General features: G+C 66.4%; 24 protein-coding genes and 1 riboswitch. Of the genes, 18 read left to right on the top strand and 6 right to left on the bottom strand.

What is annotated here, in order from left to right; all coding sequences use genetic code 11:
- The first annotated feature begins 60 nt into the window (after positions 1-60).
- From nrdR to ABZO33_RS17205, 12 genes are all read left to right on the top strand, one after another.
- Complete coding sequence (gene nrdR / locus ABZO33_RS17260; RefSeq protein WP_009685710.1) at positions 61-525, top strand: transcriptional regulator NrdR; 465 nt, start codon at positions 61-63, stop codon at positions 523-525.
- 2 nt (positions 526-527) lie between these two features.
- Positions 528-1,655 (top strand): bifunctional diaminohydroxyphosphoribosylaminopyrimidine deaminase/5-amino-6-(5-phosphoribosylamino)uracil reductase RibD, encoded by a 1,128-nt coding sequence (ribD, locus tag ABZO33_RS17255; protein WP_414537022.1) that lies wholly within the window; start codon positions 528-530, stop codon positions 1,653-1,655.
- A 42-nt stretch (positions 1,656-1,697) separates the two neighbouring features.
- Entirely contained in the window at positions 1,698-2,363 is a 666-nt protein-coding gene (locus tag ABZO33_RS17250; protein ID WP_414537021.1) for a riboflavin synthase, read from the top strand.
- 18 nt (positions 2,364-2,381) lie between these two features.
- The gene (gene ribBA, locus ABZO33_RS17245) at positions 2,382-3,473 is read left to right on the top strand and encodes a bifunctional 3,4-dihydroxy-2-butanone-4-phosphate synthase/GTP cyclohydrolase II (protein WP_038707258.1); all 1,092 of its coding nucleotides are present in this window, start codon (positions 2,382-2,384) and stop codon (positions 3,471-3,473) included.
- A 91-nt stretch (positions 3,474-3,564) separates the two neighbouring features.
- Entirely contained in the window at positions 3,565-4,041 is a 477-nt protein-coding gene (ribE, locus tag ABZO33_RS17240) for a 6,7-dimethyl-8-ribityllumazine synthase (RefSeq protein WP_003255395.1), read from the top strand.
- A complete protein-coding gene (nusB, locus tag ABZO33_RS17235; protein WP_414537020.1) occupies positions 4,038-4,538 on the top strand; it encodes a transcription antitermination factor NusB in 501 nt (166 codons plus the stop codon). Before ribE ends, nusB begins: the two co-directional genes overlap by 4 nt.
- Before the next feature lie 18 nt (positions 4,539-4,556).
- The gene (thiL, locus tag ABZO33_RS17230; protein WP_414537019.1) at positions 4,557-5,513 is read left to right on the top strand and encodes a thiamine-phosphate kinase; all 957 of its coding nucleotides are present in this window, start codon (positions 4,557-4,559) and stop codon (positions 5,511-5,513) included.
- Entirely contained in the window at positions 5,510-6,013 is a 504-nt protein-coding gene (locus tag ABZO33_RS17225) for a phosphatidylglycerophosphatase A (RefSeq protein WP_023632630.1), read from the top strand. Before thiL ends, ABZO33_RS17225 begins: the two co-directional genes overlap by 4 nt.
- Positions 6,014-6,029: 16 nt before the next feature.
- On the top strand, positions 6,030-6,773 hold the full coding sequence (locus tag ABZO33_RS17220; RefSeq protein ID WP_414537018.1) for a substrate-binding periplasmic protein: 744 nt from the start codon (positions 6,030-6,032) through the stop codon (positions 6,771-6,773).
- A gap of 208 nt (positions 6,774-6,981) precedes the next feature.
- The gene (gene ribA, locus ABZO33_RS17215; RefSeq protein WP_023631163.1) at positions 6,982-7,599 is read left to right on the top strand and encodes a GTP cyclohydrolase II; all 618 of its coding nucleotides are present in this window, start codon (positions 6,982-6,984) and stop codon (positions 7,597-7,599) included.
- On the top strand, positions 7,596-8,015 hold the full coding sequence (locus ABZO33_RS17210) for a hypothetical protein (protein WP_023631164.1): 420 nt from the start codon (positions 7,596-7,598) through the stop codon (positions 8,013-8,015). Before ribA ends, ABZO33_RS17210 begins: the two co-directional genes overlap by 4 nt.
- Positions 8,015-8,827, top strand: coding sequence for a cobalamin-binding protein (locus ABZO33_RS17205; RefSeq protein ID WP_414537017.1), 813 nt, complete (start codon positions 8,015-8,017; stop codon positions 8,825-8,827). Before ABZO33_RS17210 ends, ABZO33_RS17205 begins: the two co-directional genes overlap by 1 nt.
- On the opposite strand, the gene ABZO33_RS17200 is transcribed toward ABZO33_RS17205, so the two are convergent.
- From ABZO33_RS17200 to ABZO33_RS17185, 4 genes are all read right to left on the bottom strand, one after another.
- On the bottom strand, positions 8,805-10,682 hold the full coding sequence (locus ABZO33_RS17200; protein WP_414537016.1) for a TonB-dependent receptor plug domain-containing protein: 1,878 nt from the start codon (positions 10,680-10,682) through the stop codon (positions 8,805-8,807). The two genes, ABZO33_RS17205 and ABZO33_RS17200, sit on opposite strands and share 23 nt — an antisense overlap.
- Positions 10,683-10,756: 74 nt before the next feature.
- Positions 10,757-12,652, bottom strand: coding sequence for a 1-deoxy-D-xylulose-5-phosphate synthase (gene dxs / locus ABZO33_RS17195; protein WP_414537015.1), 1,896 nt, complete (start codon positions 12,650-12,652; stop codon positions 10,757-10,759).
- A gap of 175 nt (positions 12,653-12,827) precedes the next feature.
- The gene (ispA, locus tag ABZO33_RS17190) at positions 12,828-13,715 is read right to left on the bottom strand and encodes a (2E,6E)-farnesyl diphosphate synthase (protein ID WP_414537014.1); all 888 of its coding nucleotides are present in this window, start codon (positions 13,713-13,715) and stop codon (positions 12,828-12,830) included.
- Complete coding sequence (locus ABZO33_RS17185) at positions 13,712-13,954, bottom strand: exodeoxyribonuclease VII small subunit (RefSeq protein WP_011531978.1); 243 nt, start codon at positions 13,952-13,954, stop codon at positions 13,712-13,714. Before ABZO33_RS17185 ends, ispA begins: the two co-directional genes overlap by 4 nt.
- Positions 13,955-14,174: 220 nt before the next feature.
- On the opposite strand from ABZO33_RS17185, the gene ABZO33_RS17180 reads away from it, so the two are divergent.
- The 3 genes from ABZO33_RS17180 to ABZO33_RS17170 are packed head-to-tail and all read left to right on the top strand — an operon-like array spanning position 14,175 to position 17,935.
- Complete coding sequence (locus ABZO33_RS17180; RefSeq protein WP_414537013.1) at positions 14,175-15,590, top strand: MBOAT family O-acyltransferase; 1,416 nt, start codon at positions 14,175-14,177, stop codon at positions 15,588-15,590.
- Positions 15,577-16,740 carry a DUF459 domain-containing protein gene (locus tag ABZO33_RS17175; RefSeq protein WP_414537012.1) on the top strand — a complete coding sequence of 388 codons (1,164 nt, stop codon included), beginning with the start codon at positions 15,577-15,579 and terminating at the stop codon, positions 16,738-16,740. The genes ABZO33_RS17180 and ABZO33_RS17175 overlap by 14 nt, the downstream gene beginning before the upstream one ends.
- Before the next feature lies 1 nt (position 16,741).
- Positions 16,742-17,935: an SGNH/GDSL hydrolase family protein gene (locus ABZO33_RS17170; RefSeq protein WP_414537011.1), complete on the top strand. Its 1,194-nt coding sequence runs from the start codon at positions 16,742-16,744 to the stop codon at positions 17,933-17,935.
- 63 nt (positions 17,936-17,998) lie between these two features.
- Here ABZO33_RS17170 and ribB read toward each other — a convergent pair whose 3' ends face one another.
- On the bottom strand, positions 17,999-18,649 hold the full coding sequence (ribB, locus tag ABZO33_RS17165; protein WP_414537010.1) for a 3,4-dihydroxy-2-butanone-4-phosphate synthase: 651 nt from the start codon (positions 18,647-18,649) through the stop codon (positions 17,999-18,001).
- A gap of 80 nt (positions 18,650-18,729) precedes the next feature.
- Positions 18,730-18,871: riboswitch (FMN riboswitch) on the bottom strand.
- A gap of 36 nt (positions 18,872-18,907) precedes the next feature.
- On the bottom strand, positions 18,908-20,491 hold the full coding sequence (gene rtcR, locus ABZO33_RS17160; protein WP_414537009.1) for an RNA repair transcriptional activator RtcR: 1,584 nt from the start codon (positions 20,489-20,491) through the stop codon (positions 18,908-18,910).
- A gap of 602 nt (positions 20,492-21,093) precedes the next feature.
- Here rtcR and ABZO33_RS17155 point away from each other — a divergent pair.
- From ABZO33_RS17155 to ABZO33_RS17145, 3 genes are read left to right on the top strand one after another with little or no spacing between them, the layout of a single operon-like run.
- Entirely contained in the window at positions 21,094-22,224 is a 1,131-nt protein-coding gene (locus tag ABZO33_RS17155) for a slipin family protein (protein WP_414537008.1), read from the top strand.
- A gap of 39 nt (positions 22,225-22,263) precedes the next feature.
- Entirely contained in the window at positions 22,264-23,469 is a 1,206-nt protein-coding gene (locus tag ABZO33_RS17150) for an RtcB family protein (RefSeq protein ID WP_414537007.1), read from the top strand.
- 39 nt (positions 23,470-23,508) lie between these two features.
- Positions 23,509-24,306 carry a nucleotidyltransferase domain-containing protein gene (locus tag ABZO33_RS17145; protein WP_414537006.1) on the top strand — a complete coding sequence of 266 codons (798 nt, stop codon included), beginning with the start codon at positions 23,509-23,511 and terminating at the stop codon, positions 24,304-24,306.
- Positions 24,307-24,423: the final 117 nt, after the last annotated feature.

The raw sequence follows: 24,423 nt of genomic DNA, 5'->3' as shown, positions 1-24,423 counted from the left end.
GGCTTGTCTTGCCAGTGCAATGCGCTACCATGGCCCTCCCTTTTTTTGTTGCCTGCCACCATGCACTGTCCGTTTTGCGGCGCCAACGACACCAAGGTCATCGACTCGCGCCTGGTCGCCGAGGGCGAGCAGGTGCGTCGCCGTCGCGAGTGCGTCGCCTGCGGCGAACGTTTCACCACCTTCGAAACCGCCGAACTGGTGCTGCCGCGGCTGATCAAGCAGGACGGCACGCGCCAGCCCTTCGATGAAGACAAGCTGCGTGCCGGCATGCAGCGCGCGCTGGAAAAGCGCCCGGTCAGCGTCGAGCGCCTGGAAGCGGCGCTGGCGCACATCAAGAGCCGCCTGCGTGCCACCGGCGAGCGCGAAGTGAAATCGCTGGTGGTCGGTGAGATGGTGATGGCCGAGCTGCGCAAGCTCGACGAAGTGGCCTACATTCGTTTCGCCTCGGTCTACCGACGTTTCCAGGACCTTGACGAATTCCGCGAAGAAATCGACCGTTTGGCCCGCGAGCCAGCCAAAGAGTAAGTATGTCCAGCCAAGCCATTCTCGACGCCCACTACATGGCCTGGGCCGTGGAACTGGCCCGCAAGGGCCTGTACAGCACCCACCCCAACCCCCGCGTGGGCTGCGTGATCGTGCGCGATGGCGAGGTGGTCGGCGAGGGCTGGCATGTGCGTGCCGGCGAGCCGCACGCCGAGGTCCATGCCCTGCGCCAGGCCGGCGAGCGCGCCCGAGGCGCCTGTGCCTACGTCACCCTCGAGCCCTGCAGTCATCATGGGCGCACGCCGCCGTGCGCCGAAGCCCTGGTCAACGCCGGGGTGGCGCGGGTTGTGGCTGCCATGCAGGACCCCAACCCGCAAGTGGCCGGCAATGGCCTGCGCCGTCTGCGCGAGGCCGGCATCGAGGTCGCCAGCGGGGTGCTCGAAGCCGAGGCCCGCGCCCTCAACCCAGGCTTCCTCAAGCGTATGGAACACGGCCTGCCATTCGTGCGCGCGAAGCTGGCCATGAGCCTGGACGGTCGCACGGCCATGGCCAGTGGCGAGAGCCAGTGGATCACCGGCCACGCTGCCCGTGCCGCGGTGCAGCGCCTGCGCGCCCGGTCCAGCGTGGTGCTGACCAGCGCCGAGAGCGTGCTGTTCGACAACGCCCGCATGACCGTGCGTGGCGAAGAACTTGGCCTGGATGAGGCGCTCACCGCCCTGGCCGTGTCGCGCCCGCCGCTGCGCGTGCTGATCGACGGGCGCCTGCGCCTGCCACTGGACGCGCCGTTCTTCCAGGCCGGCCCGGCGCTGGTGGTGACCGCCGCCGGCGAAGATCCGCGCTACGTGGCCGCCGGCCATGAATTGATCAATTTGCCCGGCAGCGATGGTCGCGTAGACCTGGCGGCACTGTTGCACACCCTGGCCGAGCGCGGGGTCAATGAAATCCTCCTGGAAGCCGGCGCCGGCCTGGTCGGCGCCTTCGCCCGCCAGGGCCTGGTCGACGAGTACCAGTTGTTCGTTGCCGGCACCTTCCTCGGCTCCGACGCCCGTCCGCTGCTGGACTGGCCCTTGTCGAAAATGAGCGAGGCGCCGCGGCTGAAGATCACCGACATGCGCGCGGTCGGCGATGACTGGCGAGTCACTGCCATCCCCCTGCCGGCCCCCGGCGTATAATGCCTGGCTTGCTTCGCGCAGCCCGTACCTGAGGAGAACAGCATGTTCACCGGCATCATCGAATCCATCGGCACCATCCGCAGCCTCACCCCCAAGGGCGGTGACGTGCGCGTCTACGTAGAGACCGGCAAGCTCGACCTGGGCGACGTCAAGCTCGGCGACAGCATCGCGGTCAACGGCGTGTGCCTGACCGCCGTCGAGCTGCCCGGCGACGGCTTCTGGGCTGACGTCAGCGCCGAGACCCTCAAGCGTACCGCCATGGTCGACCTCAAGAGCGGCAGCCGGGTCAACCTGGAAAAGGCCCTGACCCCGACCACCCGCCTGGGCGGCCACCTGGTCAGCGGCCATGTCGACGGTGTCGGCGAGATCGTCTCGCGCGCCGATAGCGCCCGCGCCATCCAGTTCCGCGTGCGCGCACCCAAGGAGCTGGCCAAGTACATCGCCCACAAGGGCTCGATCACCGTCGACGGCACCAGCCTGACGGTCAACGAAGTCGATGGCGCCGAGTTCGAGCTGACCATCGTCCCGCACACCCTGTCCGAAACCATCATGGCCGACTACCGCGCAGGGCGTCGGGTGAACCTTGAGGTCGACCTGCTGGCCCGTTACCTGGAGCGTCTGCTGCTGGGCGACAAGGCCGCAGAGCCGAGCAAAGGCAGTGGCATCACCGAAAGCTTCCTGGCCGCCAACGGCTTCTTGAAATCCTGATTGAGAAGGGGGTGCCGCGTGGCGCTCAACAGCATCGAAGAACTGGTCGAAGACATCCGCCAGGGCAAAATGGTCATCCTCATGGATGACGAAGACCGCGAGAACGAAGGCGACATCATCATGGCGGCCGAGTGCTGCCTGCCCGAGCACATCAATTTCATGGCCAAGCACGCCCGTGGCCTGATCTGCATGCCGATGACCCGCGAGCGCTGCGAAACCCTGAAGCTGCCGCTGATGGCGCCGCGCAACGGTTCGGGCTTCGGCACCAAGTTCACCGTGTCGATCGAGGCCGCCGAAGGCGTCACCACCGGCATCTCCGCCGCCGACCGCGCGCGTACCGTGCAGGCCGCCGCGGCCAAGGACGCCAAGGCCGAGGACATCGTCAGCCCTGGGCATATCTTCCCGCTGATGGCCCAGCCCGGCGGCACCCTGGCCCGCGCCGGCCATACCGAGGCTGCCTGTGACCTGGCGCGCATGGCCGGTTTCGAGCCAAGCGGGGTGATCTGCGAGGTGATGAACGACGATGGCACCATGTCGCGCCGCGCCGAGCTGGAGGTGTTCGCCGCCGAACATGGCTTGAAGATCGGCACCATCGCCGACCTGATCCACTACCGCATGATCCACGAGCGCACCGTGCAGCGCGTTTCCGAGCAGCCGATCGAGAGCGAGCTGGGCGAATTCAACCTGGTCACCTACCGTGACGCGGTGGAAGGCGATGTGCACATGGCCCTGACCCTGGGCAAGATCTGCGCCGAAGAGCCGACGCTGGTGCGGGTGCACAACATGGACCCGCTGCGCGACCTGCTGCTGGTCAAGCAGCCGGGGCGCTGGAGCCTGCGCGCGGCCATGGCCGCGGTGGCCGAGGCCGGCAGCGGCGTGGTCCTGCTGTTGGGCCATCCGCTGGACGGCGACGTGCTGCTGGCGCACATCCGCGAAAGCGCGGGCGATGCGCAGCCCAAGGCACCCACCACCTACAGCACCGTCGGTGCCGGTTCGCAGATCCTGCGCGACCTCGGTGTGCGCAAGATGCGCCTGATGAGTTCGCCGATGAAGTTCAATGCGATATCCGGATTCGATCTGGAAGTTGTAGAATACGTGCCCTCCGAGTGACTTGAGGCGGCCTGATCGCCCTTAAGCTCGAGTCAAAACCCTCCCGAGGCCGCCACAGCGCGGCCTCGCTCTTGAAGATGAGAACTCCGGAATGACCCTGAAGACCATCGAAGGTACCTTCATCGCCCCCAAAGGTCGCTATGCTTTGGTGGTTGGCCGCTTCAACAGCTTCGTCGTCGAAAGCCTGGTAAGCGGTGCAGTCGATGCCCTGGTACGCCACGGCGTCAGCGAAAGCGACATCACCATCATCCGTGCCCCGGGCGCGTTCGAAATCCCGCTGGTGGCACAGAAAGTCGCCCAGCAGGGCGCTTATGACGCGATCATCGCCCTGGGCGCGGTGATCCGTGGCGGTACCCCGCACTTCGAATACGTGGCGGGCGAGTGCACCAAGGGCCTGGCCCAGGTGTCCATGGAGTTCGGTGTTCCGGTGGCCTTCGGCGTACTGACCGTCGACTCCATCGAGCAGGCCATCGAGCGTTCCGGCACCAAGGCCGGCAACAAAGGTGCCGAAGCTGCCCTGTCCGCTCTGGAAATGGTCAGCCTGCTGGCGCAGTTGGAGGCCAAGTGATTAGCGACGAAAGCGATCGTTTCAACCCGCGCGATCCAAAACCCGCGGATGCCGGCAAGCCCTCGAAGAGCGCCAAGCGTCGCGAAGCCCGCAAGCTCGCCACGCAAGCGCTCTACCAGTGGCACATGGCCAAGCATTCGCTGAACGAAGTGGAAGCGCAGTTCCGGGTCGACAACGATTTCACCGATGTCGACGGCGCCTACTTCCGCGAGATCCTGCACGGGGTTCCGGCGAAGAAGGCCGAGATCGACGAGGCGCTCAAGCCTTGCCTGGATACGCCGCTGGAAGAGCTCGACCCGGTCGAACTGGCCGTGCTGCGCCTGTCCACCTGGGAGTTCATGATGCGCGCCGACGTACCGTACCGCGTGGTCATCAACGAAGGTGTGGAACTGGCGAAAGTCTTCGGCGCCACCGACGGTCACAAGTTCGTCAACGGCGTGCTCGACAAGCTGGCTCCGCGTCTGCGTGAGGCGGAAGTCAAGGCGAACAAGCGCTGATTGCGGCGCTGACCAGCCATGGGTGAGTTCGAGCTGATCCGTCACTACTTCGCCGCCGCGCCTTGTGCGCAGGGCGGCGAGGGCGTGGCCCTGGGGATCGGCGACGACTGCGCCCTGCTGGACCTGCCTGCCGGCGAGCAGCTGGCGATCTCCACCGACACGCTCGTGGCCGGTGTGCATTTTCCCGCAGTCTGCGACCCGTTGCTGCTCGGCCAGCGCTCGCTGGCCGTGGCGGTCAGCGACCTGGCGGCCATGGGCGCCACGGCCATCGGCTTCACCCTTGCCCTCACCTTGCCCCAGGTCGGCGCGCAATGGCTTGCCGGTTTTGCCGACGGCCTCGGGCGCATGGCCGCGCGCTGCGGTATCAGCCTGATCGGTGGCGACACCACCCGCGGCCCGTTGAGCATCACCGTGACCGTGTTCGGCCGGGTGCCGACCGGCCAGGCGCTGCGTCGCAGCGGCGCGCAGCCGGGCGACCTGCTGTGTGTCGGTGGTTTCCTGGGCAATGCGGCAGGCGCCTTGCCGTTGGTTCTGGGCGAACGCGAGGCGCCTGCCGATGTGGCTGGGCCATTGCTCGAGCATTACTGGTCGCCCTTGCCGCAACTGCAACTGGGCGAGCGCCTGCGCGGCCTGGCCACGGCGGCGCTGGATATTTCCGACGGCCTGCTGGCCGACTGCGGGCATATCGCCAGGGCGTCTGGCGTTGCGCTTGAGGTGAACCTGGCGCAGGTCCCCGTGTCTGCTCCTTTACAGGCTTTGCTCGGTCGTGAAGCGGCCTTGCATGCAGCGCTCACTGGTGGTGACGACTACGTGCTGGCGCTCACCATGCCGGAAAGCGCACTGACCGCCCTGGCCCGTGAGGTGCACGTCATCGGTCGTGTATTGCAAGGCCAGGGCGTGACCTTGCGTGACCCGCAAGGCCAGGACATCACTCCCGTGCAACGGGGCTATCAACATTTCAGGGAGACACCGTGACCGACCACCCCAACCAGGTGCCTGCGGAGTTCGTTCCGCCTTCGGTCTGGCGCAACCCGTGGCACTTCATCGCCTTCGGCTTCGGCTCTGGCACCCTGCCCAAGGCGCCGGGGACCTGGGGTTCGCTGGTGGCGCTGCCGTTCATCCCGCTGTGGCAGATGCTGCCCGACTGGGGCTACTGGCTGTTGCTGGGCATCAGCATGCTGTTCGGCGTGTGGCTGTGCGGCAAGGTGGCCAACGACTTGCGCGTGCACGACCACGAGGGCATTGTCTGGGACGAGATCGTCGGCATGTGGATCACCCTGTGGCTGGTGCCGGAAGGTTGGCAATGGCTGCTGGCGGGGTTCCTGATGTTCCGCTTTTTCGACATCCTCAAGCCGTGGCCGATCCGTTGGGTCGACCGCCATGTGCATGGTGGGTTCGGGATCATGCTCGACGATATCCTGGCCGGCGTGTTCGCCTGGCTGGGCATGCAGGTTCTGGTGTGGGCGGTGGCCTGAGACAGGGAGCGTTGCGATGGGCCTGAAGGCTGTGGTGCTGGCATCGATGCTGTTGGTCGCGGGGCCGGGTGCGATGGCCCAGGAGGCGCCGGCGCAGGTGCGTCTGGTCAGCGAGGCGTGGGTCGACTACACCAATGCCGACGGCACCGGGCTGGCCTGGGACGTGTTGCGCAAGGTGTTCGAGCCGGCCGGGGTCAAGGTCGTGGTCAAGAGCGCGCCCTACAGCCGCGCCGTCGGGCTGGTCAAGCGCGGCGAGGCGGATGCCTGGGTCGGCTCCTACAAGGAAGAGAACGCCGACAACCTGTATCCGCAGTGGTACTTCGACCAGGACCATATCTATGCCCTGGGCCTGGTCGACAAGCCGGTGCCAACGCTCGAGACCATTGGCCAGTACCGGCTGGCCTGGGTGCGCGGCTACGACTACGCCAGCTATCTGCCCAAGGTCCACAACTTCCGCGAGATCCAGCGTCGTGAGGGCATCCTGCCGATGCTCGAGCATGACCGGGTCGACTTCTACATCGATGCGCTCGCCGAGGTCGACTATGTGCTTGGCCAGGCGCCCGATGCCTCGCGCTTTCGCCGCACCCATGTCGCCGAGCTGCCGTTGTACCTGGCCTTCACCCACAGTGAACAGGGCCAAGCCCTGCGCGACCTGTTCGACCGGCGCATGGAGCAACTGGTGCGCAGTGGCGAGCTGAAGCCGATCTTCGAGCGCTGGAAGCAGCCATATCCGTTTACCAGTGACAGTCAGTCTCACTGAGTAGAGGGGCGTGGGAGCGGGCTTGCCCCGCGATCTGGCCTCGATGTCATCGCGGGGCAAGCCCGCTCCCACGAGTGAACACCGGCGCCCGCAACACCATATGCATCTAACTTTTCGATCTTAAGCCACGATATTCCTCCTGCGCACCTGCGCCGGGCTGCTGATACAATCGGCCGATCTGAAAAATCCTACTGCCCAGGAGCACAACGTGCCCGTCGTCTTTGTTGCCGCCTCGAAACTCCCGACTCCCTTTGCGACCTTCACCATGCATGGCTTCCTCGACGAAGCCACTGGCCGCGAGCACGTGGTGCTCAGCCTGGGTGATATCGCCGACGGCGAGCCGGTGCTGGGGCGTCTGCACTCCGAATGCCTGACTGGCGATGCGCTGTTCAGCCAGCGTTGCGACTGCGGCTCGCAGCTGGAGGCCGCATTGCAGGCCATCGCCCGTGAAGGCCGTGGCGTGCTGCTGTACCTGCGCCAGGAAGGTCGTGGCATCGGCCTGCTGAACAAGATCCGCGCCTACGAGCTGCAGGATGGCGGTGCCGATACTGTCGAGGCCAACGAGCGCCTGGGCTTCGCCGCCGACCAGCGTGACTACGCCATGTGCCTGCCGATGCTCGAGCACCTGGGCGTGAAATCGCTGCGCCTGATGACCAACAACCCGCGCAAGGTCAAGGCCCTGACTGACATGAGCATCAAGGTCGCCGAGCGCGTGCCGCTGCACACTGGCCACAACCCGCACAACCGCCTGTACCTGGCCACCAAGGCCGACAAGCTCGGCCACATGATGGGCAACAAGCATCAGGGCGAGGTGCCCCAGGCGTGACGCGCACAGAGGTGAAGCGGCGGCTGGCGCTGGCCTGGTGGCAGTACCTGGCCGTGGGCTTGCTGCCGCTGCCGGTGATGGCCTGGGCCTTCGGTGGCGGCGAGGCGCTGATCCCGGTGTTGGCCATGCCGCTGTTCATCGCCGGTGCCGCCAGCATGTTCCTCAGCCTGCCGCGCTTCAGCGCGTACAAGCGGGCGTTGATCGCCACCGACAAGGCGCTGGGCAGCGCCGAAGAGCCGGCCGCCTGGATCGAGTTGGCGCGGGTGCGCCGCCTGGCCATGCTGTTCGCCTGCTTCCCGGCCTGGGTTGCGGCGCTGTCGGTGCTGGTCGGGTTGGAAGCAGTGCCGCAAATTCTCCTCGCCCTGTCCACCGTGGTGCTGCTGTACCTCTATCGCATCCCACGCCAGCTCGGTTGATGCGGACGCTGCTCGCCGGTGTTTCGCTGTTGTGCCTCGGCGCCTTGGCCGAGGCTGCGCCGCGGGTGGTCAGCCTGGCGCCATCGATGACCGAGATCGTTCTGGAGCTGCAAGCCGGCGAGTTGCTGGTCGGCGTGCTCGATGGCGGCGAGCGTCCGCCGGCGCTGGCCCGTTTGCCTTCCGTCGGCCGCCATGGCCAGCTCGACATGGAGCGTCTGCTCAGTCTCGAGCCCGACCTCTTGCTGCTGTGGCCGGGCAGCGTGTCGCCGGCCCAGCGCGACCAGCTCAGGCGCCTGGGCATCGCCACGTTCAGCGGCGAACCCGGCGATCTTGACCAGTTGATCGACCAGATCGAAGCCATCGCCCAACGTATTGGCCGTGACGCGCAGGGCCACGCCTATGCCGCCAGCCTGCGTGAGCGGCTGCAGGGGCTGCGTGACCGCTATCGGCGTGAGGCGCCGTTACGGGTGTTCTACCAGGTCTGGGACAAGCCGCTATATACCTTGGGTGGCCACCAGGTGGTCAGCGACGCCTTGCGCGTGTGCGGGGCGCGCAATGTGTTCGACGATCTGGCCCAGCCCGCCCCGCAGGTCAGCGTGGAGTCGGTGCTGCTGCGCGACCCCGAGGTGATCCTGGCGGGCGATGAGGCGCAACTGGCCAGTTGGCGCAACTGGCCGCGGCTGAGCGCCGTGAAGGGCGAGCGCTTGCTGGTGGTGCCGGACAAAGGCCTGGAGCGGCCCAGCGGGCAGATGATCGAGGCCACTGCTCGGCTGTGTGCGTTGCTCGACGCTAGAGCGCCGGTGTCCAGGTAAGGCTCAGCAGCCAGGTGCGGCCTTCTTCGCGGTAACCGTGCCAACTGCCTTCGTAGCTGTAGAGGGCGCGGCTGTATTGCTTGTCCAGCAGGTTGTCCAGTTTCAGCTCCACCCTCACCTCGTCTGTCAGGGCCATGCCGCCACGTAGGCCGAGCAACCCATAGCCCCCCATGCGCCGATTGTTGGACGGATCGTCGTAGCTGCCACTGACGGCCTGCCAGCTGGCCCCCACGCTGTAGCGAGCAAATTGTCGGTCCACATCCAGGCTCAACGTGCGACGAGCGCGGCGTTGCAGGGTATGCCCGCTTTCCCGGTCACGCGGGTCGACCAGGCTCAGGCCCAACTGAGAGGTCCAGCCGGCCCATTCCTGCTGTAGCGACAGCTCCATGCCATTGATTCGCGCGTTGTCGACATTGCCGGGTCGCCTGCGATCGGGGTCGTAGTTGATCGCGTCGCGCAGGTCGGTGCGATACAACGAGGCTTCCAGCCGTGTGTCACTGGCCAGCTGGCTGCGCCATTGCAGTTCGTAGCTTTTCGAGTGCTCGGGGCGCAGGTCTGGGTTGCCGTACTTCACATCGTAGAGATCGTTGAAGGTCGGGGCGCGGAAGCCTTCGCTGTAGGAGAGCAGCACGTCGTTGCGAGGGTTCAGCGGGACAGTGAGGCTGGCATTCCAGGTGGTCTGGTCGCCGAATTGCTGGTTACGGTCCTGGCGTACACCCAGTTCGCTCGAGAAGCTGTCCCCGGCAAAGCGGTATTGGGCGAAGGCTGCGCGGTTCCAGCGGCTGTCCTCGCTGAAGTTCGCCGTACCGTGGAAGCGGTCCTGGTACCAGTCGCCACCGAGCATCAGCTGGTTGCGCTCGTCGAGTGTGAAATCGTTCTGCCAAGTGACCTGGTCACGGTAGGTGTTGTAGATGAAACGCTCGTCGCTCAGCTTGTCACGCTTGTCGTCACGGTTTTCGCTATGACCAAGTTCCAACCTGGAGTGCCAGGTGTCGCTTAGCTGGGCGTCGAACCAGGTGCCGAGGCTGCTGACGCTGAAATCGGTATAGGGCTGCTGTGGATAACTCAGATAGGTGGTTTCATCCAGCCGCCCATAAGGATTGTCGTATTCACTGCGCCCACGGCTGTCGAGCAGGTTCAGGCCCGCTTCGAAGCGCTCGTTGAAGCTGTGGCTCAGGCTCAGGTTCAGCGAGCGGTTGCGATAAACATCATGGTCACCATCGCTGGCATACGACGGCCCGGTCGAATCGATGCCGGCCGTCTCGTCCAGGCTGGCGCCGAGGTTGAAGCGGGTCGCGCCATCGCCACCGGACAGGCCCAGGCTGCGCTGCCAGGTCTGGTTGCTGCCCGCCGCCAGGCGCAGGCGCGGTTGCAGGCCCTGGCCCTCGCCACGCCGGGTGAAAATCTGGATCACCCCACCGATGGCGTCGCTGCCGTATACCGCCGAGCGCGATCCGCGCAGCACTTCCACGCGTTCGATCTGGTCGATGCCGAGAAACTGCAGGCCGCTGTCGCCGGAGGTGGCGTTGGCGATGCGTACGCCATCAACCAGCACCAGGGTCTGGGCGGCTTTGGTGCCGCGCACGAAGATGCCCGGCAGGCTGCCGCGACCGCCGGTGGGCGCGACCTGCACGCCGGGCACGCGGGCGAGCAGATCGGTGACGCTGCTGGGTTGCAGGCGGTCGATGTCGGCACGGGTGAATACCGTGTTGGCGGCGCTGGTGGTGGTGCGCGACTCGACCTGGCGACTGGCGCTGATCAGCACGTCGGGGAGCTTGAGGGCGTCATCACGGGAGGGTTCGGCAGCCAGGGCGGCGGCGGGGAGGCAGAGCAGGGGGAGGGCGCGGATCTTCATGGGGCAGTTCCATTGCGATCGCGGGGCAAGTCGCATCGGCGCACCGCCGATGCGACTTGACCCGCGATATGGCCTTACAGGCCGAGCTTGGCCATTCGGGCTTTGACGGAGGCTTCGATCCCTGCCACATCCAGCCCGCACTCGGCCAGCATCTGCGCAGGCTTGGCATGCTCGACATAGATATCCGGCAGCCCCAGGTGCAGCAGCGGCTTGACCACCGCTTCGCGGGCGAGGAACTCGCCGACCGCTGCGCCGGCGCCACCCATGATGGCATTTTCTTCGAGGGTCACCAGCAACTCATGGTTGGCGGCCATTTCCAGTAGCAGCGCCTCGTCCAGTGGCTTGACGAAACGCATGTCGACCACGGTGGCATCGATCTGCTCGGCCACCTGCAGGGCTTCGGCCAGCTGTACGCCGAACACCAGCAGGGCGACCTTGCCACCCTGGCGGCGGACCACGCCCTTGCCGATTTCCAGCGGCTCCAGGTCGCCGCTGATCGGCGCGTTGGGGCCGGTGCCGCGTGGGTAGCGCACGGCGGCCGGGCCTTTGTAGTGGTGGCCGGTGCTGAGCATCTTGCGCAGCTCGTTCTCGTCGCTCGGGGTCATCACCAGCATGCCGGGGATGCAGCGCAGGTAGGACAGGTCGTAGGCACCGGCGTGGGTCGGGCCGTCCTCGCCGACCAGGCCGGCGCGGTCGATGGCGAACAGCACATCGAGGTCCTGCACCGCCACGTCGTGGATCAGCTGGTCATAGGCGCGTTGCAGGAAGGTCGAGTAGATCGCCACCACCGGCTTGGCACCCTCGCAGGCCATGCCCGCGGCCAGGGTGACTGCGTGCTGCTCGGCGATGGCGACGTCGAAGTAGCGCTCCGGGTAGCGTTCGCTGAAGTCGATCAGATCCGAGCCTTCCTTCATCGCCGGGGTGATGCCCACCAGGCGATTGTCGGCGGCGGCCATGTCGCACAGCCACTGGCCGAACACCGAGGCGTATTTCGGGCCGCTGGCCTTCTTCGGCGCGACCGGCTTGTCGGCCGGCTCCAGCTTGGTGATGGCGTGGTAGCCGATCGGATCGACCTCGGCCGGGGCGAAGCCCTTGCCCTTCTTGGTCACCACGTGGAGGAACTGCGGGCCCTTGAGGTCGCGCATGTTGCGCAGGGTGGCGATCAGGGTCGGCAGGTCGTGGCCGTCGATCGGGCCGATGTAGTTCCAGCCCAGTTCCTCGAACAGCGTGCCCGGCACCAGCATGCCCTTGGCATACTCCTCGGTGCGGCGGGCGATTTCCCAGGCACCGGGCAGGCGCGACAGCACTTTCTTGCTGCCTTCGCGCATGCTCGCATAGGTGCGGCTGGAGAGGATCTTGGCCAGGTAGTTGGACAGGCCGCCGACATTGCGCGAAATCGACATGTCGTTGTCGTTGAGGATCACCAGCATGTCGGCGTTGACTTCCTGGGCGTGGTTCAGCGCCTCGAAGGCCATGCCGGCGGTCAGCGCGCCGTCGCCGATCACCGCGATCGACTTGCGCGGGTCATTCTGCAGGCGGGCGGCGATGGCCATGCCCAGCGCGGCGCTGATCGAGGTGCTGGAGTGGCCGACGCCGAAGGTGTCGTACTCGCTCTCGCTGCGGCGCGGGAAGGCGGCGATGCCGTCTTTCTGGCGCAGGCTGAGCATGCGCTCGCGGCGGCCGGTGAGGATCTTGTGCGGGTAGGCCTGGTGGCCGACGTCCCACACCAGCCGGTCATCCGGGGTGTCGAAGACGTAGTGCAGGGCGATCGTCAGCTCGATGACGCCCAGGCCCGCACCAAAATGCCCACCGGTCTGCCCGACGGTATAGAGCAAGTCCTGGCGCAGCTCGTCGGCCAGGGTCTCCAGGTCGGCTTCGGCCAGCCGGCGCAGGCCGGCGGGCGTGTCGGCGCGGTCGAGCAACGGCGTGACCGGGCGTTCGCGGGGGATCTCTTGAAACGTCGTGGGCATCAGGCGAGTCGTTATAGGTGTGAAGACGCGGCAGTTTACCCCATTGTAGGAAAAGCTGCCCATTCAGACGGGGGTATCAGTAGTGATCTGTGGGCTCGTGGGAGCGGGCTTGCCCCGCGATGACGGCGGTTGACCTGACATCGCATCGCGGGGCAAGCCCGCTCCCACGGGTGCCCTAATGGCGGCGTTCGACGATGTAGCGGGCCAACGCCCGCAGCGGCTCGGCGTTGTCGCCAAAGCCTGCCAGCGCGGCCAGCGCCTGGTCGCGCAGCTCCAGGGCATAGGCTTTGGCCGCCTCCAGCCCGAGCAGCGCCGGGTAGGTCGGCTTGTCGCGGGCGATATCGGCGCCCTGGCGTTTGCCCAGGGTGGCGGTGTCGCTCTCCACGTCGAGGATATCGTCCTGCACCTGGAACGCCAGGCCGATGGCCTGTGCATAAGTCTGCAGTGCATCGAGCTGGACCTGTTCGGCGCGGGCGCTGGCCAGGGCGCCGAGGCGCACGCTGGCTTCGATCAGCGCGCCGGTCTTGTGCCGGTGCATGTACTCCAAGGCTTTCTGGTCGAGCTTCAGGCCCACCGAGCCGAGGTCGATGGCTTGCCCGCCGACCATGCCGGCGGGGCCGGCGGCATTGGCCAGAGCTTGGACCATCTGCAGGCGGATGGCGTCCGGCTGCGGGCTCAGGCGCGGATCGAGCAAGGCACTGAAAGCCAGGCTTTGCAAGCCGTCGCCGGCGAGGATCGCGCAGGCTTCGTCGAAGGCCTTGTGGGTGGTCGGCTGGCCGCGGCGCAGGTCGTCGTCGTCCATGGCCGGCAGGTCATCGTGCACCAGCGAGTAGGCGTGGATCAGCTCCACTGCGCAGGCGGCGCCGTTGGCCTGCTCCGCCGGCACGCCGAAGGCCTCGCAGGCGGCGTAGGCCAGCAGCGGGCGCACGCGCTTGCCGCCGTTCATCACGCTGTAGCGCATCGCCGCGTAGAGACGCTCGAGCTCCTTGGAGGGGGCTTGGAACAAGGGTTCCAGGGCCGCGTCGACCCGGGCCTGGGCGCTCGCCTGGTACTGGGCGATCATGCCTCGGGCTCCGCGTCGAACGGCTGCGCGGCCAGCTCGCCGTCACGCTCCAGCAGGATCTGCACCTTCTGCTCGGCCTGGGCCAGGGCGCCCTGGCAATCGCGGGTCAGGGCGATGCCTTGCTCGAAGGCGGCCAGCGACTCTTCCAGCGACAGTTCGCCGTTCTCCAGGCGCTCGACCAGGGCTTGCAGGTCGGCGAGGGATTGTTCGAAATCGATGGAGGCTTTTTTGCGGGCCATGGCGACAGTCTCGGTGGTGTCCAGAACGGCGCGACACTAGCAGAGCGGGGCAGGGGGAGCAAATTGCGCAGGGCTATCGATCGTCGCATTTTGTTGCACTTGTTCGATGTGCGCCATCTTGCAATCTGCGAAGCAATCGAATTGTGGGGGTGGCGGCCCTCTGCCATAATCCGCGCGCTCTGGCCCGCGGGCCAGCGGCTTCCCTCCCCGACGTCATGTAATGGACTACGTTGTGAGCTTCCTCTCGATCGAATTCGGCCTCTGTTTCACGCTGTTCTTCCTGCTTTACTGGAGCCTGTGCTGGAGTGTCCGGTTGCAGAACCTGCTGCTGCTGACGGCCAGCTATGGCCTGGTGGCCAGCTTCAGCCTGCAGTCGCTTTACATCCTGCTGGGCTACAGCGTGCTGGTGTACCTGCTCGGCCTGCTGGCGGGGCGCTACCCCGGGCGCTGGTTCAGCCGCGTGCTGCTGTTGACGCTGGTGCTGGGCTGCTTCTACCTGTTCAAGTACCAGGCGTTCTTCGTCGAAGGCGCGCAGGCCGCGCTGGCCACCGCCGGGTTCGACGTGGCGCTGCCGTTGCTGGAAGTGCTGGTGCCGATCGGGCTGTCGTTCTACACCTTCCATTCGGTCAGCTACCTGGTGTCGATCAACCGGCGCGAGCTGGCGCCGTCGGCGCCGCTGGACCTGGCCTTGTACCTGGCGTTCTTCCCCAGCCTGGTGGCCGGGCCGGTCAACCGCGCCCTGCACATGCTGCCGCAGATCCGCCCGGCGGCCATGCGCCAGGTGCTGGAGCCGCAGCGGGCGCTGGGGCTGATCGCGATGGCGGTGGTCAAGCTGTTCTTCCTCAGTGCCTGGCTGGGCAGCGAGTGGGTGGACCCGGTGTTCGACACGCCGGGCAGCGCCACCCCCGAGCAGGTGCTGCTGAGCGTGTACGGCTACAGCCTGCTGATCTACTTCAACTTCAGCGGCTACACCAACCTGGTCACCGGCATCGCCCTGTTGCTGGGGTTCCGCCTGCCGGATAACTTCGACGCGCCATATGCCGCGCACAACCTCAAGGAATTCTGGGGGCGCTGGCATATCAGCCTGTCGCGCTTCATCCGCGACTACGTCTATATCCCCCTGGGCGGCAACCGCCAGGGCGTGTGGCGCGGCAACCTCAACATGCTGCTGGCGATGCTGGTGTCCGGGCTGTGGCACGGGGCGAGCGTGAACTTCATCATCTGGGGCGCGCTGCACGGTGTGGGCCTGGCTATCTCCAAGCTGTTCAGCCAGAGGTGCCCGGGGTTCGCCCGCCTGCCGGGATCGGGCTTGCTGGCGCGGTTGATGACCTTCCACTACGTGGCCTTCGCCTGGATCTTCTTCCGCAGCCCGACGCTGGAAGGCGCGCTGGAGATGCTCGGCGACATCGCCCAACTGAGCCTGGCGGGGCTGAACAGTGCCACGGGCCTGATGCTGCTGGCCTGTGTGCTGTTCGTGGCCAGTTATCCACAATGGCTGGCGCTGCTGCGCCAGAGCGGCGCGGCTTTCCAGCGCCTGCCGTGGCAGCTGTACCCGATCCCGCTCGGGGTCGGCGTGTCGCTGGTGATTTTCGCTTCGCAGTCGGGCGTGCCGGGGTTCATCTATGCAAGCTTCTGATAGCAAACAGCTGTTCCAGGTGCAGATGGGCGCCGTCCGTGGCTTGTACGCGATCGTGGTCACCACCGCGCTGCTGTTCTGGCTGAACCAGGATTCGATCAAGCTCTACTGCCAGCAGAAGTACCACCAGAGCTGCGAAATTCCGCTGCTGGGGCAGATGCCGGCCTGGCGCACGGGGGCGCAACTGACGGCGCTGCTCGAGGCGCGTCGCGACGACCTGCTCGAGCGCCTGCAGCCAGCGCCACAGGTGGCCGAAGCGCCGCTGCCCGAGGTGCTGCCCGCGCCGATACCGGTGGTCACGGTCGACCTGCAGACCCCGGCGGCACTGGCCAAGCCGCTGCCCCATGGTGCGGCGCACACGCCGGCGCCTGTTCACGTGCCCGCGCCCGTGGCTGTCGCCCAGCCCGTCGCGGCAGTGCCGACACCAGCGCCAATGCCAGCAGCAACTCCAGCACCAGCCCCGGCGCCGGCATTGCTGCAACCGGGTACCGTGGCCTCCCTGGCCGCCGGTGACGAAGTGTTCCTGGTCGGCGATTCGCTGATGCAGGGCGTTGCCCCGCACCTGGCCAACAGCTTGCGTAAGCGCTATCAGATCCGCACCGTCAACCTCAGCAAGCAGAGTACCGGCCTTGCCTACCCGGGCTTTTTCAACTGGCCGAAGACCGTGGCCGAGACCCTCGACCACGAACCGAACGTGCGGCTGATGGTAGTGTTCCTAGGCCCCAACGACCCCTGGGACATGCCCCAGGGCAAGGGCAAGCCGTTCCTGCGCTTCAAGTCGCCGGAATGGGAGGTGGCCTATCGCGCCCGGATCGACTCGATCCTCGAACAGGCCCGCACGCATAACGTGCAGGTTATCTGGGTCGGGCCGCCGAACATGGAGAAGGCGCGGCTGTCCACCGCCATGGGCTACCTCAGCGGGCTCTACCAGGAACAGACCGCACTGTACGGCCAACACTACGTGTCGGCCAACCCGATCCTCGGCTACGCCGACGCCAGCTTCTCGTACACGGTGCAGACCGCGCAGGGCAAGCGGGTCAAGGTGCGGGTCGACGACGGCATTCATTTCACCATCACAGGCCAGAAGATGATCGCCGAACAGGTACTGTCGCTGATCAGCTTTCCTGGCCTGACCGTTACAGGACATTGAGATGCGCCAATGGCATCACCTGCTGGGCCTGGCCCTGCTGATCAGCGCCGCGCCGGGTTGCAGCACCGGCGCCAACAGCGTGAGCGCCCAGCCCGCGGCACGGCCCACCGCCGCGCCCGTCACCCGCCAGAACGGCAACGTCGCCCTGCTCGCGAGCAAGCTGCGCAATGCCGGGCGTGCCCCGGTCGCCATCGTCCAGCTGGGTGATTCGCATACCGCCGCCGACCTGTTCAGCGGTGAGCTGCGCAAGCTGTTGCAGGCGCGCTACGGCGACGGCGGCATCGGTTTGGTGCCGGCCTCGCCGGTGCCGGGGATCCGCAATGACCGGGTGATCATCAAGAGCGAGAAGCGCCAGTGGGAACTGGTGTCGGCGCGCAACCAGCAGAGCCAGCAGTTTCCGCTGGGTGGCTATCTGTCGCTGCCGCAGGCCAACCGTTCCAGCGTGATGCTGCAGGCGCGTGACGAGGACCGCCAGCGCTACAAGGTCTCGGCGCTGTACCAGTCCAGCGGGAGTGCCAGCCTGCTGGTCAATGGCGGCCAGCGCCGGGTGTTGCCGGCCAGTAACGGCCAATGGCGCTTCAGCCCTGCGCTTGCCAATGTCGGCCTGCCGGTGCAACTGACGGTGGAAGGTGGCCGTGGCGTCGCCTTGGGTGGCTGGTACCTGCAGGGGCAGAAGAATGCCGGGGTGACCTATTCGACGCTGGGTATCAACGGCGCGCGCCTGGAGGTGGTGGACAAGTGGCAGGCGGGTTGGCGCGACAGCCTCAAGGCCGTGCGGCCGGACCTGGTGATCCTGGCCTACGGCACCAATGAGGCGTTCGACGACAAGCTCGACCTGGCGCTGTACCAGGCGCAGCTGGAGGCGACCCTCACGGGCTTGCGCAAGGACCTGCCGCAGGCGGCGATCCTGCTGGTCGGCCCGCCGGACTCGATCAAGCAGCGCAAGGCGCGCAGTTGCGCGGCGCGCCAGCCGCAACCGCTGGCCTCGGTGATCCGTATCCAGAAGCAGATGGCGCGCAAGCACAAGGCGCTGTTCTGGGATTGGCAGGGATTCATGGGCGGGCCGTGCTCGATCGCCGGCTGGCAGGCGCAGGGGCTGGCGCGGCCTGATCTTGTCCATCTGACAGCCGATGGCTATCGCAAGAGTGCGGCGGGATTGTATGAGTTTCTGAAGGGGCCGTTAGGGTTGCGTTGAGGCCTGGCCTCATCGCGGGGCCAGCCCGCTCCCACACTGATCGGGAGCGGGCTGGCCCAGGTATCAGGCCGGCTCGGCCTCGAGTTCCACCATCGCCTCGCGATAGCGCGCCAGCTCCTCGATGGTCAGCACTGGCAGGTTGTACTGCCGCGCATACACCGCCACCTGCTCGCCGCGGGCCATGCTGCCATCGGAGTTCATCAGCTCGCATAGCACCGCCGCTGGGCGCAGGCCGGCCAGGCGGGCCAGGTCCACCGAGCCTTCGGTATGGCCGCGACGAGTCAGCACGCCGCCATCACGGGCACGCAGTGGGAACACATGGCCAGGACTGACGATGTGGCGCTGTTGCGCGGTCGAGCGCAACGCGGCTTCGATGGTGGTGATGCGGTCTTGTGCCGACACGCCGGTGCTGACGCCTTCGGCGGCTTCGATGGTGACGGTGAAGCCGGTGCCGTGGCGGGCCTGGTTGTTCTGCACCATCGGCGCCAGCTGCAGGGCGTCGACGGTGGCTTCGTCCAGGCACAGGCAGACGATGCCGCTGCAGTCGCGGATCATCATGGCCATGGTCTGCAGCGACAGGTTCTCGGCGGCGGCGACGATGTCGGCTTCGTCCTCGCGGTCGTCGTCGTCGAGCAGCAGCACGGGGCGCCCGGCCTGGAAGGCGGCGATGGCGGCGCTGACGTTGGGGAATTGCTTGTTAAGCGGGGTGGACATGAAACGCTCCTCGTGAATGATCGATGAACGTCTCGGGGCGAACAAAATGCGCGCGCAGGGGCGCCTGGACGGCCCCTGCCAAACGCCTTCTTTCATCCGGACTATGACCGTCGGCCCTGGAATCTCACCAGATCTGCTGACCCCCGGCATGGCCGGGGCGCTCGCGGGCTCATCTTTCGATTTACCGCCGGTGGGGACTTTCACCCCGCCCTGAAGACCGGGCAAGCATACCCCACGGTGGCGGTCTGCTGGCAAGCCCTACGACTTTAGTTGCTGCCAGTCGAGTCCGAAGCGCGCCAGGTACTTGCGCAGGCGGTCGGCGTCGTTGGGGTTGGCCTTCTCCTGGCGCGACACCGCGAACAGCTGGCGCCCGGCCTCGGACAGGCTGGGGGCGCGGCGACACACATCGATCACCGCCTGCAGTTGCACCTGGTCGAACAGGTCGAGCTCGCGGCCGTCCAGCAGCGGCTCGGTTGCCGATTCCGGGCCCCAGGCATAGCGCAGCCGCTCGATCTCTTCCTCGACCAGTGCCTCGTCGATGCGCCCGCTGTCGGCCAGGGTCGCCATGCGCGTGATCGATGCCGACAGCTCGCGGAAGTTTCCGGCCCAGCGTGCTTCGCTGGCGTGGGCGAAGGCCAGGTAGCGGCGTTTGGCCTCGAGGTTGAAGCGCACCTGGCGGCCTTGTTCGCGGGCGTGGCGCTGCAGTTCGAAGTCGAGGTTCGGCTCGATGTCTTCGCGGCGTTCGGCCAGGCCCGGCAGGGCGAAGGTCCATAGGTTGATGCGGGCGAACAGGTCCTCGCGGAACGAGCCGTCGGCGACTTTGGCGCGCAGGTCGCGGTGGGTGCCGGCGATCAGCTGGAAGTCGCTTTCCACCTCGCGGTCGGCGCCCAGCGGGAAGAAGCGCTTTTCTTCGATGGCCTTGAGCAGCATGGCCTGTTCGTCGGCGCCCAGCTCGCCGATTTCGTCGAGGAACAGCATGCCGCCGTCGGCGGCGCGCAGCAGGCCGTCGCGGGCGTTCTGCGCGCCGGTGAAGGCGCCTTTGGCGTGGCCGAACAGGGTCGACATGGCGCCGTCGCCGCGCAGGGTGGCGCAGTTCACCTCGATGAAGCGACCGCCCAGTTGGTGACGGCCGCGCTTGAGCTCATGGACGCGGCGGGCCAGGAACGACTTGCCGGCGCCGGTCGGGCCGACCAGCAGCATTGGCGCCTTGGAGCGCAGGGCGACCCGTTCGATCTGCTCGATGGTGCGGTTGAAATCCGGGTTGCGCGTGGCGATGCCTGACTTGAGCAGCGACTGCCCCTCGACCTGTTCGCGGCGAAAGCGCGAGGCGATCGGGTCGTAGCGCGAGAGATCGAGGTCGATCAGGGTGGCGATGCCGGCCGGGTCGCTGTTTTCGTCGTGCTTGCGCGAGGGCGAGGTCTGCACCAGGCGCGCCGGCAGGTAGCGTGCCTCGGTGAGCAGGAACCAGCAGATCTGCGCGACGTGGGTGCCGGTGGTGATATGCACCAGGTAGTCCTCGTGCTCGGTGTCGAAGTTGTAGCCGCTGGCGAAGTCGTGCAGGGCGCCGTAGACCTCCTCGAAATCCCAGGGGTTGCGCAGCGCCAGCGGGTGCAGGCGCACCTCGGTGTCGGGCGAGACCTGCTGGATGTCGGCGCGGATCCGCTCGGCCAGGCCGAGGTCGCGTGCGCCGGGGCCGTGGATCAGCTCCAGGCGGTCCAGGGGCAGGTCGGGTTGCTGGCATAGGCCGATGGTTGGCCGCCACTTGTTCCAGCGCGCCGCACCCTTGCCGTTGCGGTCGAGGGTGGTGCCGAGAAAACCGATGGCGACGAGGGGCTTGGTCATCCGTGATTATCCAACAAGATAAATATATATCGAAGGATATACGAAATATGAAATCGGCATGACTGTGCTGGGGTGTTGGTTGGCCTAAAGGATAAAAATAAAGTCTTATAAATCAGATAGTTAAAAAATATTTCAGGGCCAGAATCAAAATCTGGCACGCCGCTCGCTATATCCCTTTCGACCGTATCGCCAGGCAGGCCCTCGGGACAGGGGATATCAACCCCCGCCGGTGCACGTACCCACCCTCGGGTGTTGGTGTCGTGCATGCCGCCGCCGCAACGACCGGTCATTGCGGCGCAAGCCTGTGAACAGGCTTGCGAGGCGCTCGCCGGGCCCAGTCCCGGCACTACCCTCCACGGTAGCTACAACCGCAACACCCGCAGGTGGGGCACAGGCAGCGCAACCAGGGCCAGGATGGTCCGCTTCTGCGAAGGACGCCTGGGCCACCGCTGGCCCACCCGGCCCGCCGGCCGGGCCTGGCGCAACGATGGCGGCCGCCGGAGCAATCGCTCCCGGCCCCTGACTCCGCCGGGCTTCGCCCACGGCGCTCGGTGAGTCGGCGACCACCCGCACCCAAGGACATTGATAAAAGGATGAGCAAGATGAAACTGTTGAAACGCTTTGTGGTGAAGAAGAACGAACGTGGCCTGCTGATGAGCGAAGGCGACTTCGTATCGATTCTCGAGCCTGGCCAGTACTCGCGTTTCGACTGGCAAGACCGGCTGACGGTGACCACCTTCAGCCTCCAATCCCCGCTGTTCGACCACCCGCTGGCGCAATACCTGCGTGGGCATGAGACAACGCTGATCGAGCAGCATTTCGAAGCCATGGACCTGGCGCAGCACGAGGCGGGCCTGCGTTTCGAGGACGGCCGTCTGGTCGAGCTGCTGGCACCGGACAGTCGCCGCCTGTACTGGAAAGGCCAGGTCGAGCATGGCTTGCAGCGCATCGACCTGAACCAGGGCCGGCGCCTGGACGATGAACTGGTGGTCCGCCTGAACCGTCCCGGCGTGGCCGGCACGGACCTGGTGCTGCTGGCGCTGGTGCCGGCGTTCCATGTCGGTGTGTTGAAGATCGACGGCGTGGTGGCCGGGTTGCTCGAGCCGGGCCGCCATGGCTACTGGCGCTGCGGCAGCCAGGTCGCGGTGGAGATGGTCGACACCCGCCTGCAGGCGCTGGAGGTCAACGGCCAGGAGATCCTCACCCGCGACAAGGTCAGCCTGCGCCTGAGCTTGGTGGCCAACTGGCGCTACAGCGATGTGCTCGGCGCCCACGGGCAGATGAGCAAGCCGGTGGAGCACCTGTACCGCGAGCTGCAGTTCGGTTTGCGTGCCGCGGTGGGCACCCGCACCCTCGACGAGCTGCTGGAAGACAAGCAGTCCATCGACGGCAGCGTCACCGAGCACCTGCTGGCGAACCTGCAAGGCAGTGGCCTGGAAGTGAGCAGCCTGGGGGTGCGTGACATCATCCTGCCGGGCGAGATGAAGGCCCTGCTGGCCCAGGTGGTGGAGGCGGAGAAGGCCGCCCAGGCCAACGTGATCCGCCGGCGTGAGGAAACCCAGGCGACCCGTTCGCTGCTCAACACCGCCAAGGTGATGGAAGGCAACCCGACGGCCCTGCGCCTGAAGGAGCTGGAAACCCTGGAGCGGGTGGCCGAGCGCATTGACCGGATTTCGGTGTTCGGTGGCCTGGATCAGGTATTGAGTGGCATGGTCAACCTCAAGGCGGGTTGACCCTGTGCGACACGACGCAAAGCAACAAGGAACAAGGCAATGAACATACTCGAAGTGGCGGGCGGCAAGCCGATCAAACTGTGGACCGATGGCGTGCCGGTCGAGGACGACGCCCGCAAGCAGCTGATGAACACGGCCAAGATGCCGTTCATCTTCAAGCACCTGGCGGTGATGCCGGACGTGCACCTGGGCAAGGGCTCGACCATCGGCAGCGTGATCCCCACCGTGGGCGCGATCATCCCGGCGGCGGTGGGCGTGGACATCGGCTGCGGCATGATCGCCGCGCGCACCTCGCTGCACGCCCGTGACCTGCCGGACAACCTGCACGGCCTGCGCTCAGCCATCGAGAAGGCCGTGCCCCACGGCAAGACCTTCGGCCGTCGCGACCAGGGTGCCTGGGACAATGTGCCGAACCAGGCCGACCAGGTGTGGAGCGGCCTGGCCGGGCGCTTCAAGGCGATCACCGACAAGTATCCGCGGCTGGAGAAGACCAACAACCGCCAGCACCTGGGGACACTGGGTGGCGGTAACCACTTCATCGAGGTCTGCCTGGACGAGGCCGACCGCGTCTGGTTCATGCTGCACAGCGGCTCGCGCGGTGTCGGCAACGCCATCGGCAACCTGTTCATCGAACTGGCCCAGGCCGACATGCGCCAGCACATGGTCAACCTGCCAGACCGCGACCTTGCGTATTTCGAGGAAGGCAGCCGGCACTTCGCCGACTATGTCGAGGCGGTGGAGTGGGCGCAGGACTTCGCCCGGCACAACCGCGAGCTGATGATGCAGGCGGTGGTCGCCGCCACCCGCAAGGTGCTGGGCAAACCGTTCGAAGCCAGCCTCGAGGCGGTGAACTGCCACCACAACTATGTGCAGAAGGAGCAGCACTTTGGCCGCGAGGTACTGGTGACCCGCAAGGGCGCGGTGTCGGCGCAGAAAGGCCAGCTGGGCATCATCCCCGGCTCCATGGGCGCGAAGAGTTTCATCGTGCGTGGCCTGGGCAACGAGGAATCGTTCTGCTCGTGCAGCCATGGTGCGGGCCGGGTGATGAGCCGCACCAAGGCCAAGAGCCGCTTTACCGTCGAAGACCAGCAGCGCGCCACTGCCCATGTGGAGTGCCGCAAGGACAAGGATGTGATCGACGAGATCCCGATGGCCTACAAGGATATCGATACGGTGATGCAGGCCCAGCGTGAGTTGGTCGAAGTTGTGCACACCCTGCGTCAGGTGGTGTGTGTGAAAGGTTGAGACGGGCGCCGTGTGGCGCCCGGTACAAGGAACGAAGACATGTATCAGGACGACCCCCATCCCCTGCCCGAGGCCATGCGCGCCCGGGTGCTCGATGAACTGCAACGTATCGAGCGCGAGCACCAGGTGACCGTGCTCTATGCCTGCGAGTCCGGCAGCCGCGCCTGGGGCTTCGCCTCGCCCGACAGCGACTACGACGTGCGCTTCGTCTACGTGCCGCGCAACGACTGGTACCTGCGGGTGGACGAGCCTCGTGATGTGATCGAGCGGCCGCTGAGCGACGAACTCGACATCAGCGGCTGGGAACTGCGCAAGACCCTGCGCCTGATGCGCGGCGCCAACCCGAGCCTGCTCGAGTGGCTGGGCTCGCCGCTGGTGTATCGCGCCGACGCCGAAGCTACCGGGCGTTTGCGCGGGCTGGGCGAGGCGTTCTACTCGCCGCGCACGGTGCGCCATCACTACCTGTCGATGGCACGCAAGAACCAGCGTGGCTACCTGATGGGCGAGACGGTGCGCTTCAAGAAGTACTTGTATGTGCTGCGGCCATTGCTGGCGGTGCGCTGGATCGACCAGGGGCTGGGCATGCCGCCGACGGCGTTTGCCGCGTTGATGGCGCGCACCGTCGATGACCCGCGCCTGCAGGCGGCGATCGATGCGTTGCTGGCCTTGAAACGACGCAGCGGCGAAGCCGAGCACGGACCGCGAGATGAGGTGCTGCATGGATTCATCGAGGCAGAGCTGGCGCGGGCCGACGAGGTGCGGGAAGTACCAGTGACGCGTGGTGACACCGGGCTGCTGGATGATTTCCTGCGGGACACCGTGCGCCGAAGTTGGTGAAAACCCACTAACGCCAAGACCGGCCCCGAACGTAGCAGTTGATTTAACGGGGGCAGCGTGGGAGCGGGCTTGACCCGCGATCACCGGCGAAGCCGGTGCGATAGAGCGCATCGCGGG

This window comes from Pseudomonas sp. CAM1A (assembly GCF_047501685.1).
Taxonomy (GTDB): Bacteria; Pseudomonadota; Gammaproteobacteria; order Pseudomonadales; family Pseudomonadaceae; genus Aquipseudomonas.
This window is presented reverse-complemented; position numbering and strand designations above follow the sequence as displayed.